At 58.2% G+C, this 12388-nt stretch carries 10 protein-coding genes and 1 pseudogene; 2 read left to right on the top strand and 9 right to left on the bottom strand.

The window, feature by feature from the left end; translation table 11 throughout:
- Positions 1–93 precede the first annotated feature (93 nt).
- Genes AC0L3E_RS32730 through AC0L3E_RS32695 form a run of 8 tightly spaced genes read right to left on the bottom strand, consistent with a single transcriptional unit; the run spans position 94 to position 9809 of the window.
- On the bottom strand, positions 94–903 hold the full coding sequence (locus tag AC0L3E_RS32730; protein WP_473606647.1) for an SDR family NAD(P)-dependent oxidoreductase: 810 nt from the start codon (positions 901–903) through the stop codon (positions 94–96).
- Positions 904–914: 11 nt separating this feature from the next.
- A complete protein-coding gene (locus AC0L3E_RS32725; protein ID WP_473606646.1) occupies positions 915–1697 on the bottom strand; it encodes an SDR family NAD(P)-dependent oxidoreductase in 783 nt (260 codons plus the stop codon).
- Positions 1698–1734: 37 nt separating this feature from the next.
- A complete protein-coding gene (locus tag AC0L3E_RS32720; RefSeq protein ID WP_473606645.1) occupies positions 1735–4182 on the bottom strand; it encodes a GcvT family protein in 2448 nt (815 codons plus the stop codon).
- An 11-nt stretch (positions 4183–4193) separates the two neighbouring features.
- Entirely contained in the window at positions 4194–5207 is a 1014-nt protein-coding gene (locus AC0L3E_RS32715; RefSeq protein ID WP_473606644.1) for an alcohol dehydrogenase catalytic domain-containing protein, read from the bottom strand.
- Positions 5208–5210: 3 nt separating this feature from the next.
- Positions 5211–6722, bottom strand: coding sequence for an aldehyde dehydrogenase (locus AC0L3E_RS32710; RefSeq protein WP_473606643.1), 1512 nt, complete (start codon positions 6720–6722; stop codon positions 5211–5213).
- 14 nt (positions 6723–6736) lie between these two features.
- Positions 6737–7489: a class II aldolase/adducin family protein gene (locus AC0L3E_RS32705; RefSeq protein WP_473606642.1), complete on the bottom strand. Its 753-nt coding sequence runs from the start codon at positions 7487–7489 to the stop codon at positions 6737–6739.
- A gap of 39 nt (positions 7490–7528) precedes the next feature.
- Complete coding sequence (locus tag AC0L3E_RS32700) at positions 7529–8413, bottom strand: dihydrodipicolinate synthase family protein (protein ID WP_473606641.1); 885 nt, start codon at positions 8411–8413, stop codon at positions 7529–7531.
- Positions 8414–8444: 31 nt separating this feature from the next.
- Positions 8445–9809, bottom strand: coding sequence for an NAD(P)/FAD-dependent oxidoreductase (locus AC0L3E_RS32695; protein WP_473606640.1), 1365 nt, complete (start codon positions 9807–9809; stop codon positions 8445–8447).
- Positions 9810–10355: 546 nt separating this feature from the next.
- Between AC0L3E_RS32695 and AC0L3E_RS32690 the strand changes: the two are divergent.
- A pseudogene (locus AC0L3E_RS32690) lies at positions 10356–10517 on the top strand (IS1595 family transposase); the annotation flags it as partial.
- Between the two features lie 386 nt (positions 10518–10903).
- Positions 10904–11767, top strand: coding sequence for a LysR substrate-binding domain-containing protein (locus AC0L3E_RS32685; protein WP_473606639.1), 864 nt, complete (start codon positions 10904–10906; stop codon positions 11765–11767).
- Positions 11768–12010: 243 nt separating this feature from the next.
- Here the strand turns inward: AC0L3E_RS32685 and AC0L3E_RS32680 are convergent, their stop codons facing one another.
- The gene (locus AC0L3E_RS32680; protein ID WP_473606638.1) at positions 12011–12280 is read right to left on the bottom strand and encodes a hypothetical protein; all 270 of its coding nucleotides are present in this window, start codon (positions 12278–12280) and stop codon (positions 12011–12013) included.
- Positions 12281–12388: the final 108 nt, after the last annotated feature.

Raw genomic sequence — 12388 nt, 5'->3', positions numbered from 1 at the left:
CGCTCGACATACATCGGAAAGGGCGGAGAGACCGATGCCGCCACAGCAGCGTTCCGGCGCTCGTCCAAAGCAACATTGGTTCGCACAAAGCGCTTAAGCTACGCAGTTCAACCCCCCGTCCACATAGATCTCCGACCCGGTAATGTAGGCTGAATCCTCGCTTGCCAGGAACAGAGCGGTCCGCGCGATGTCCCATGCCGTGCCGGTCCGTTTCATGGGAACGCGTCCAGCGCGCGCCTTGGCCAAAGCGTCAAAATCGATCTCAGCCTCCGACTTCCCGCTTGTCTGAATGGTTGCGTCCCTCGCCATTGGCGTATCGATGATTCCCGGGAGGATTGAGTTCGCGCGAATACCCCTATCGGCATAGGTGGCCGCAAGATTACGGGTGAACGATACAACAGCTCCCTTCGACGTGTTGTAGGCGATGTAGGGCGCGCCGAGATTGCGGAAGCCGGAGATTGACGAGATGTTGATGATCGAGCCCGATCCTTGCTTAAGCATTTGCGGCAAGGCATGCTTACAAGGCAAGAAAAACGCCTTCGTATTAATGTTGAGTATCCGATCCCAGTCCTCGACGGTAGTATTTTCTGGACTTCCTGCTTTGAGAATACCTACGTTGTTGTGTAGGACGTCCAGGGTACCGAACGCGCCCACGCACGCTGCTACCATGGCTTTGACAGACTGTTCGTCGGTTACGTTTCCTACAAAAATTTCTGTTTTTCCGCCCTCACCCCGAATTATACCTGCAGTCTGCTCCACAGCATCTCTGTTCAGGTCCGCTACCAGAACCTTGGCACCCTCGCGAGCGAAGAGCACGGCAGCAGCTTTCCCGTTACCCCACCCAGGGCCCATGGACCCGGCGCCGGTGACGAGAACTGCCTTACCATCAAGACGACCAGCCATAGGTGTTCTCCTCAAACGCTGTGAAGGAAGTGGCTCATGCCGCCGTCGACAAATAGCAGCTGGCCGTTGACGTAAGACGACGCGGTGGACAGAAGGAACACGGTTGGGCCGCCCAGCTCTGAAGGGTCGCCCCAACGTGCGGACGGCGTGCGCACCTTGATCTTGTTCGCAAATGTCTCGTCCGCGAGCCGTTCCTTGTTGATTTCAGTAACGAAATACCCGGGAGCGATCGCATTGACGCGTATACCGAATGCTCCCAGTTCAGCTGATGCGGCCCTCGTGAACCCTACGATCGCGCCTTTGGCCGAGGTGTAGTTGCAAATTCCGGCGCGCGGGCTAGAGAACGCGATCGACGAGATATTTATGATGCGGCCGCGATCCGCGCCATCCACCTTCCGCATTTCCGCGGCTGCCGCCTGCGTCAGCAAGAACGGCGCAACCATATGCACCGCCATCATCCGCTCATAGGTATCGACGGTTTCGTCCCAGATGGCATTGTGCAGCAGCATGCCTGCGTTGTTCACGAGCCCCCAGATACTGCCGTGGCGCTGAATGATCGTGGGGATCGCTGCAGTGACAGCATCGCGATCGGCCATTTCGAACGTCAAGTAGTCAGCTTTGAAGCCTCTCGCCTCGAGTTCTTCCTTTCGCGCCTTCCCGGCAGCTTCGTTGCGCCCGTGCAGCACCACTGTTGCACCAGCCTCTGCAGCAGCTTGAGCCGACGCCCAACCCAGCCCGCGCGTGGACCCGGTGATGAGGACGACTTTGCCGTCGAGTGAGAATTGGTTGTTCATAGAACGATAGCTCCAAGCTTTTAAATTGTTAGGGGTTTCAGGCGCGCATGCGCTCGGATGCCGGGTCGTAGAATGGCCTAAGGCTGGCCTTCGCTGGCTCAGGGTGACCGTTGACCTGGATTGCAAATTTGCCCTTGGCGATAAATTCTGCTGTGACGGGCTCGTCGGCGCTCACGTAGCCCATGCCGATTGCCGCCCCCAGGTAATGCGCATAGTTCCCGGACGTCAGGTATCCGACTGGCCTGCCGTCCATGAGGATCGGCTCGTTGTGGAAAAGCAGCGGCTCCGAGTTCTCCAGAAGGAAGCAGACCATGCGCTTGTTGCCGATCCCGGCAGCCTTTTGGTCGACGAACGCATCGCGCCCGATGAAGGGAGTGTTCTTGTTTGGCTTGGCCGTGAAGGCCAACCCGGCTTCCACGAGGTTGTCCTCGTAAACGATATCGTGGCCCCAGTGGCGGAAGCCCTTCTCCATGCGTAACGCGTCCACCGCGTGCATCCCGGCAGGACGCAGACCGAATTTTTTTCCCGCCTCCAGAAGCGCGTCGAGGAAGGCCAAAGCCTCCTGGATCGGAATGTAGATCTCCCAGCCGAGCTCGCCCACATAGGAGATCCGCTGAGCCCAAAGCCGCACTCCGCCGGCGCTCATCCAGCGTCCGGTCCCGAAGCTGAACTGCTCATTGGAAAGGTCATCTTCGGTCATGGATTGGAAGACCGCGCGAGCGTTCGGGCCCTGGAGCGCGACCACCCCGAACTGATCGGTGATATCGGTGATTTCAATATTTTCGTCTTTCGCGACGTGCGTCAGCAGCCAGGACCAGTCCTTCACATGGCTGCCGCAGGGTGTGGCGATCATGAACTCGTCTTCGCCCATCTTCACAACGGTCAGATCCGCTTCGATCCCGGCGCGTTCGTTCAACCATTGCGTATAGACCAGCTTGCCGACCGGCACCGCGACGTCGGCACAGCAGAGCCGCTGCAGGAGAGTCTCGGCGTCACGGCCGGTGACTTTGAATTTGGCCAAGGAAGTCAAATCGTAAAAGCCGACGTTCTCTCGAACGTTGTTGTGCTCCTGAGCGGCATAGGGGAACCAGTTCTGGCGGCCGTAGCTATACTCATACTCCGGTTTGACGCCCTTCGGCGCGTACCAATTCGGACGTTCCCAGCCTGCGACCTCGCCATGTACCGCGCCCATCTCAACGAGGCGGTCGTAGAAAGGCGATTTGCGAATGCCTCGGCTGGAGCGATACTGATAGTAGGGCCAGTGCATGGCGTAGGAACGCTCGAGCGCTTCGGCCACCCGGTTTTCCAGATATGTCTCATCGCCCTGGAACGGCATGGCGCGGCGGCAATCGCTTTCCCAAACGTCCATCGGCGGATAACCAAGGTCTATCCATTCCGCCATCACCTTGCCGATGCCGCCGGCGCCGCCAATGCCACGGCTGTTGAAGCCGCAGGCAACAAAGAAGTTCTTCAGAAGCGGCGCTTCTCCCATCAGGTGCTGATTGTCCGTGGTGAAGCTCTCCGGCCCGTTGAAGAAAGTCGAGATGCCGATCTTCTCCAGCACCGGATACCTGATCATGGCCCTCTCGAGATACTTCTCGAAATGCTCGATCTCGTAAGGCAGTTGGCCGAAGCTGAAATCAGCGGGCACCTTGGACATCGGCAGCGGATTGGCATTGTCCTCGAAGAAGCCGATCAGGAGCTTGCCTGCGTCCTCCTTGAAATAGACTCCGTGGTCCAGGTCGCGCATGATCGGCGGTTTGCCGGGCAAACCTGGGACCGGCTCGGTCACAACATAATAGTGCTCGCAGGCAAACAGCGGCAGCACCACCCCGACCTGTTTGGCCAGGTCGCGCGACCACATGCCGCCGGTCAGAACCACTTTCCTTGCGCGGATCGTGCCTTGGTTGGTCTCCACGCCCGTCGCCTTGCCGCCGTCCGCCAGGATCCTGGTGACGGTCACGCCCTCGCGCACGGTAGCGCCATTCATGCGCGCACCCTTGACCAGCGCCATGGTGACATCGATCGGGTTGGTCTGCCCATCCTTCGGCAAATGGAGCCCACCGACCAGATCGCTGGTGTCAATGCCGGGATAAAGTTCTCCAAGCGTTTTTGGCCCGACCACCTCGACTTCGACGCCAAACACTCGTGCCATCTCAGCAGTGCGCGTCAATTCCTCAAGCCGCGCCGTGGTCTGCGCAAGCGAAATCGACCCGTTCCGCTTGTACCCAGTCGCCTGGCCGGTCTCCGCTTCGAGTTCCTGATAGAGCCGGTGCGAATAGGCGCCGAGCTGAGTCATATTTTTCGTGGGCCAAAGCGTCCCAACGAGACCTGCTGCATGCCAGGTCGTGCCGCATGTCAGCCGGTCACGTTCCAACAGGAGAACATCTGATACGCCGCGCTTGGCCAAGTGGTACGCGATCGACGCGCCGCCAATGCCGCCGCCGATGATAACTACCTGTACTTCTTCCGGAAGAGTGGACATCTTACTCTCGTTCAAGGTTTCAGCGCGATATGAACCAGCCCGCCAGAGTGCTGGACGCTGTGCATCATCGCGGCTACGATTTGATCGGTATCGAAAGTTTCAGCGCGGAAAGCCGATAAATCGATCGCGTCCGCGGCGATTAGTGCCAGCACGTCTGCTGCCAACTCGTGGGGGAACCAGAACGAACCCACCACGCTGTTGCTGTTGCGCATCAACAGGCTTGTGTTGAAAGCCGCACGCGCGGTTAGGGCACCGACAAACACGATAGTCCCGAAGCGACGCAGCCGCTCCGACAAGGCGACGGATGTCAAGGCGTTGTCGCCTCCCGCGCAGTCCAGGACGAAGTCCAGCGGGGATTGATCGTCCGGGCCTTCGACCACGATGCGGCTGTCCAGAGCAGCGAGCTGCTGGAGAACTGACGTCCTGCGCCCGACAAGGCGCACTTGGGCCGCTCCGGTGGCCAAGGCCACGACAGCAGCGGAGGTGCCGAGCAGACCCGCGGCACCGTTGATCGCGACGACCCCGCCAGGCTTGAATCCCCCTCGCCTAAAGCCGGCCAAGGCGGTTGCGAACCATCCCAGCCGACACAGAATTTCGGGCGGCGTTCGCACGTTATCGGGGACGGGTGTAAAGCAATGTTCGGGTCCGACGAACTCCTGCGCGAAGGTACCGTTCGGCCATTTGGCGAGATGCCGGCTTGCGGCCGGCGTCAGCCCGAAGCAGCCGATAAATCCATGATCGGCTTCAGATCCCGCACCTTCGATATACATGTCGCAATACACAGACTGGCCCTGACGCAACGGGCAGTCCGGATCGGCTGTTTCTTCGACGACGCCAATCGCGCACTGACCGGGAGTGAAGGGTCGTGGAGGCGTCTGCCAGCTCCCTGAAGGCAAATGATCGAAATAGGGGGGCAAGAACGCAGCCTGTATGCGGACACGCACGGCGCCCGCGGGCAGTGCCGGACGTTCGATGTCCTGCGCGACGAACTGCGCATTCCCTTCGACCACTCGGACCGATTTCATCGTCTACACTCCGGGCCGGGCCGGCGCCGCCAAGTTCATCCAGACGGTCTTCGCTTCCGTGTACTGCTCATGCGCCTCCAAGCCATTGTCGCGTCCCCCGAAGCCGGACTGCTTGAAGCCGCCGAAGGGGGTCGAGATTTCACCTTCGGAGTAGCAGTTCACAGAGATTGTGCCTGCGTTGATCCGCCGCGAAAGCTTGTGAGCCTTGCCCACGTCCGTGGTGTAAAGCGACGCAGTCAGGCCATATTCGGTGTCGTTGGCCAGCTCAATCGCGTGATCGTCGTCCCGCGCTTCGGTGATGGTGAGCACGGGGCCAAAGATCTCTTCGCGGTAAATGGTCATATCGGGCGTGACGCGGTCGAACACCGTCGCCTCGATGAAGTACCCGGGCCGATCCAACTGGTTACCGCCGCAGGCGAGTGTCGCACCCTCCGCGCGTCCCTTCTCGAGATACTTCTTGATGTTGTTGCAGTGGTTTGCGCCCACCACTGGGCCGAGCTGTGTGGCCGGCTCGAGAGGATCGCCCAGTTTCCAGTTCCTGCAAGCGGCGACGATCTTCTCGGCCAATTCGTCCTTGATTGCCCTGTGCACGATCAGGCGGCTGTTCGAGGCGCAATTCTGGCCCATGTTGGTCAGAATTGAGAACGCCTGCTGCTCGGCCACAAAATCGAGGCTAGGCGCATCGGCCAACACAACGGCGGGATTCTTTCCGCCCAGCTCCAGCACTATTCGCTTGAGGTTCGAGCGTCGGGAATAGTCCAGGAACATTCGCCCGACTTCGGTAGAACCAGTAAACGAAATCACCCGGACGTCTCGGTGAAGACCGAGCGCCTCTCCAACCTCACCCGACCCGGTCACGACGTTCAGGACACCCGCCGGGATCCCGGCCTCGACCGCCAATTCGGCCATGCGCAGTGCGGTCAATGTCGTCATCTGCGACGGCTTCAGCACCACCGAATTCCCGGTGGCCAAGGCCGGACCCAGCTTCCAGCCAGCCATGAGCATCGGGAAGTTCCAAGGAAGCACGAGGCCCACCACACCCAGCGGCTCGCGCATGATCATCCCGAGCGCATTGCTGTCGGTCGGCGCGATTCTGGAGAACAGCTTATCCTGGGCTTCAGCGTGCCACGCGATGGTGCTGGCCGTGAACGGCACGTCGACCGTCAAACAGTCGGTGATAGGCTTGCCCGAATCCAGGCTTTCCAGAACCGCGAGCTCCTGCAGGTTCTTGTTGATGAGCTCCGCAAAACGCAGCAGCACGGCCTTGCGTTCGGACGGGTGTTTCTGCGACCACACGCCGGACTCGAACGTAGCTTTCGCGACCGCCACAGCGGCATCCACGTCGGATGGACTGCAGCCCTCGATTTCCGCAAGAACTTCTCCGGTGGCCGGGTTGACGCTCTTGAATGATCTTCCGGCCGTGGCGGTGCGGTAATTGCCACCGATGAACGGGCGCGAAGGCATCCTCAGCGCAGCAGCGATCGAGAGGGCATCATTATGAGTAAAACTTGTCATGGAAATTCCAATTCTCAGGCAGCGACAGCCGGCTGCAGCCGATAACCCGGGTCTTCCTTGTTGAGTATCGAGACGAGAGCGCGAAAGTGCCCTTCGGAGAATCCCCGGTATTCTCGCCACTGCCGCGCCGTCTTAGCCGCTACTTCATGCGGCAGACGCTTAACTTGCTTCCCAGTGGAATAGGCCAGCACGAGATTCATACAGGCGCGTTCGAGGTGATAGAGCGTATCGAAGGCATGCGCCACGCTGGGACCCACCACCATCACGCCGTGCCCGCCAAGGAGCACGACATCCTTGTCACCGAGGAGCTTAGCGACTCGTCCCGGCTCCTCGGAATCGACGAACATCCCGCCGTAGTCTTTGTCGTAGGCTACGTTGCCATAGAATCGCGCCGAATTCTGGCAAATCGGCAGGATCTCCGGATCTTCCAGGCAGCTCCAGGCCGTCGCGTAGGGCATGTGGGTGTGCAGAATACACTGCGCCCGCGGGATGTTCCGATGAAGGTATGAATGCAATTCCCACGCTGTGCGGTCTGGCGCGTCAGGACCTCTCGGCGCCTCATTCGTGGCCGAACTGAGCAGGAGCAGATCCCGCGCCTTGATTTGGGAGAAATGCGCCATGTTCGGATTCATGAGAAACCGACCGCCCTCCCCATCGATCGCGACCGAGAAATGGTTCGCAGTCGCCTCGTGCAAACCGAGCCGCGCGGTCCAGCGAAACGCTGCGGCAAGGTCATTGCGCAAGCGAGCTTCTTGGCTATTCATCATCGGGATTCCAGGTTGACACTGCCGTACTGGCTCGTTCGGCTAGGCTGCCCTCGCCAACTGCAAAGGCTTAAGAGCCGCTGCTATTTTTACCTCTTCGTCCGGACCCACCTCGCAAACGGGCGCGCGCACAGTGCCACCGTCAAAGCCCATCTGGCGCGATGCCGCCTTGACGGCCGGGATGTAATCGTTCTGCCAGCAGTAAGCGACGATCGGGAACATTGACTGCCACAGCTTCAGGCCCTCGGCGTGGTTGCCGCTATCGATAAGGTTGAAGAGCTGGACCGCCTCGCGCGGAAAAATATTGGCGCAGCCCCAAATCGTACCTGCCGTACCCAACATGAAGGAGAACGGTGCGTTCGGGTCGGCGCCGTTCAGGATATTGCCCCCGCATGCCAACAGCGCCTGCTGCTTGCATAGATCGCCTGAGCTGTCCTTGATGAAGTTGAAATTGTCCAATTGCAGCAAGCGGGTATAGAGCTTAGGAGTGAGTTCGATGCCCGTCGCTCCGGGGATATTGTAGCCGATGACGTCGATAGACACTTCCTTGCAGACCGCTTCGTAGAAAGCGAAAATGCCATCATCGTGCTTCGGGCCCTCGAAGAAAGGCGGCAGGATCATCAGCGCATTTACACCGGCATCTTGCGCGGCCTTCGAGCGACGGATCACTTCTTGCAGGTTCAAAGCCGAGGTCTGCGCAGTAATCGCTGCACGACCATTAATGCGCTTTACGCCTGTTGCGAACAGCTTGTTGCATTCTTCCTCCGTGAGATAGGCATGCTGGCCGGTGCCCGAACTGAGCACGAAGCCGTGCATCCCGGTTTCCAAATATTGGTCGAGCAGCCTGTCCCAACGCACGAAATCGATCGACCCGTCCTTATGGAAGGGGGTCTGCATCGCAAGGTTTATTCCTCTCAGATTAGCCATGTTCGTAACTCCTGAATTAATTTTAGCGCGGCTATACTTCACGCCCGGCTCTCCAGAGCCGGTATCTGGTCGAATATCGGACGCCGAGCGAGGTGATGAGCTTTGGGTAAGCCGGGCTCGGCCTCGCCTTGTTCTGCAGAATGCGGATGGGCTTGCTGTCCTGACCGCAGGCGAGCTCGGCTACGGCCTTTCCGTAGATTGCGCCGCGGGAGACGCCAGTGCCGTTGCAAAAGCCCGCCCCGAAAACCCGGTCACTCAGTTGACCGAAAACGAAACCGCCGTTCTGCGCCAGGCTAAGGGCGCCACCCCAGGTGTATTCGAAGCCGATCGAAGATATTTCAGGGAAACGGCGATCGAACGATTTCTGATGACTGCGCTTGGCGCGGGCGATCTGCGTTCCGGTGGTATGGAAACCGTCGGCATAGTCGTAGATGTTCCGAATGAAAAGCCGATTGTCAGCGGTCCTGCGCACTGTGGTCCCGAAGCTCTCCGCCGGAATTAAGCCGTAGGTGGCTCGCGCACCGATTCTCGCGCTTTCCGCAGCCGTCAAGGGACGAGTCATGCTCGCATATGTGTAAACCGGGATGGCACTATTCTCGTAGAAGCCAAACTCTGAGATGAACCCATTGTTGGCCAGGATGATGTTCTTGGCATGGATCTCTCCATTAGCCGTGCGTAGGACATGGCGTGGTGAGCCGTACACAACCTCAAGGATTGGCGTCTTTTCATAGACTTTCGCATTGTCTCCGAGATTGGCCGAGATGCCGCGGAGCAAGGCTGCTGGCTGCAGTAGGACAGTTCCGGGGGTGTGCAGTCCTCTCGTGTAGTACGAGCTGCCAACCATCTCTTTCATCTGGCGAGCGTCGTACCATTGATATTCTGCTCCAATCCGATCGAGTGCTTGAGCAAAAGTTGCAAGACAAGCCTGGCCTCTCGCGGTCACAGCCGAGTGCGTCTTTCCTTCAGGGCTCCAATCGCATTTGATGTCATACCTCTCCACGGCATCCCGCAGATAGGCTATGCCCTCCAGATTGATGTCGCGCTCTTCGATGTTCCCCTTTTCATCTTCGACAAAATTCGCGTTGCGAGGGTTGTGCGCAAGATCGATCGCGTAGCCAGCGCAGCGCCCCGCCGCGTTGTTGCCGATTTCGCCTGCATCGATCAGCAGAACCGAATCCTGGCGACGAAGCTCTGCTATGCGCCTGGCCGCGTTAGTACCGAACCATCCCCCACCCACTACAACCCAATCAGCGTCGACCCGACCAGACAGCGGTGCAGCGAGATTTATATCCCGCAAATTCGCGAACCACCCACTGACGGTCAGTTCTGAGGGCAAGTTGCTGACTTTGACCTTCCTCGTGGACAAAGCGGGAGCATGGGTGTCGGCAAGAGTCATGAGAAAACATTCTATAATAAACATACTTGTGTGAGGCCTTGGTCGCTCACCGGAGCGGGCGCGCATGTAGAGAAGGTCACCGTATAATCATTTTGGGCACTTGGAGAGGTCAAAACTCACGTCTTGTGCCTTCATTATTTTGCCGCTGCTATAGAGACAATTTATGTACTCATCGACACGCTTCGGTGGGTTCCTATGCGGGCTGCGGCGAGCGGATGCGGCTTCGCCGTTTGTTAAACAGGCCGAAGACATCGCCGTGCCACTTTATCGTTCGATCGGGTTTGTTGAATGCAGCTGTTTGCGCAGCGCTGCTTCCGGAAGCTGATGGGATCGGTACCTTCGGTAGAGTGGGGTCTGGCTCAGAATTCCTGCCAGGTTCACCGTCGCCACATCCTTCCCTGCGGCGTGATCATCATGATCGACGCGCAACCCTCGGCCTTGTTGCAATAACCGAAATCGAAATGCCGCTGTCGGACATCCAGGCGCCCCATTTGCCGACACCAGCCCTGCGCTGCAGCACTCCGGACGCCCGAGATAGATCATCAGGCGCGCCGCGGAGCGCATGCTCGAGGCCCATCGAGCCCCTCCGCCCATTTGATGACCGACGAAACGAAGGCGTTCAAGATCTCTGGCGAGAACGTCGCCGAACATGAGACCGTTAAGCATTCCAGCCGCGAATATGTTCGCAATGCCGTCAACATCAATTCGCCGAGGGTTCACCTCCCCGTCCGCGCTACGCCAAATGCGCCGAAGCGCGACGCGGGATGGCCATGAAACCAGCAGTAGCTGTGTCTTTGGTTGATAAGCCGCATACGATTTAAACAGCCTATGTTCTGATCCCTCCAGGTGTAAAGGGGGTTGCTCCAAGGTTTCTCACCCCTTGAGAATGGGGAGTACCTTTGAGTTTCTCTTGCAATCGGCTTTGTCGCGAGTTACTGTGAACCGATCAAAAGAAGCAGCGCAGGCTGTTTATCTTGATCCGGGCAGACCAATGCTTCTGAATTGCATTCATGTTGCTCGGATTCCGTATGATTTAATGGAGAAGAGCGATCGTCCGCAAGTACTATAACCTCCCGCCATTGACAACTTTGGCCGTGTTTGAGGCGACGGCTCGGCATGCGAACTTTAAAAGCGCTGCAGACGAAATGAACGTAACTGCCGGTGCGGTAAGCCGGCAGATAAAGGCGCTAGAGGATGAACTCGGTCTTAAGCTTTTCATCCGACATAAAAATGGAGTTCAGCTGACCGCGGCCGCGCAAGACTTGTTCTCCGAGGTAGCCGCTAGTCTGTCGCGTTGCTCTGAAGCGGTCCAGGCCTTAAGGATTGAAAAGGACGAGGAAATCGTCACTTTCGCGTGTACTGATGCTTTCGCAACGCACTGGCTTATGCCAAGAATGGAAGATTTCTGGACCAAATTTCCGCGTATTACGGTCAATCATTTTATTTCGGATCAAGTTCGTGATTTTCGTAACGCCGAGGTAGACCTTTTTGTAAGACCTGCCGCAGGAATATGGGCAAACGAAAGTACCGAACCCCTGTCCAAAGACCTTATTTATCCTGTTTGTGGTGCGGAGTTTGCAGAAGAACATCGCTTTACTAAGCCATCAGACTTGTCAGTCCTTCCTCTACTTCATGTGGATTGGAACAACCCGCATTGGCCTCGATGGCATGATTTTCTTCAAAGCGCATCTGTTCCCTACCAAGGATTGCGCGGGAGCAGATTTAACAGATATTCGGCTCTCCTTATGGCAGCTGAGGCAAATCAAGGCCTAGCGCTAGGATGGGACTCACTGGTGAGACCGATGGTGCGTCAGGGAAGACTCGTCAGGTTTTCCGACGTCGCGATGCGTGACCCTGTCGGCTTTTGTCTAGCTTGGAACAACAGGAAGCCGCTCTCAAGGCCCGCGTCAACAATGCGTGCGTGGCTATTGGAACAAGCATACGCTGCGGCCCTTTAGTGTCCATTGCAAGCCAGGAATTTACCATGCGTAATGGGGGTGTTTAGGATCGTATCCGTGGACGTAGATGGCGGCCAATGGGCGTGCTTTCCGACGTGGGCCGGAGGGTAATTCGCTGGCCTACAAATCCTGGAACAAGGCAGCTTTGCAAGGCCAAGGATGCCGCTGGCCGGGGCAGTTTGAAGCCTTGTTCGAAGATCTTGGCTGGCGCCGAGTCAGCGTGCCACAGTGGGCAGACTGATCTCATTTGGCGATGGCCTTCAAGCACGTCCCGTTAACTCGCTTTTGGATTGCAGGATTTGCGATGTTTTTGGGCTTTCTTGGACGTTTAATACGATTCCACGCTGCGCTGCGGCGAGGCGAATCGAGGAGGCGGGGATGGCCAGGCCACGCGAAAAGCGCGCGACGGTAGAGCAGGACCTTGTCCACTCCGAGCTTGATCAGATCACTAACATCGAGCACTTGCATCCGGATGATGCCTGTCGCTGCAACCACACTGGCAGGCAATGCCATCAGGCTCAATCCCCTGTTCGACGCGCGCCAGGCTCGGGGCCGCGGCGCCTTGCGCTCCTTACGCGCCGCCGCGTTTTCGGGATCGCTTTCTCCTCGACACAGGCGATC

Source organism: Mesorhizobium sp. WSM4822, assembly GCF_055811155.1.
This window is presented reverse-complemented; position numbering and strand designations above follow the sequence as displayed.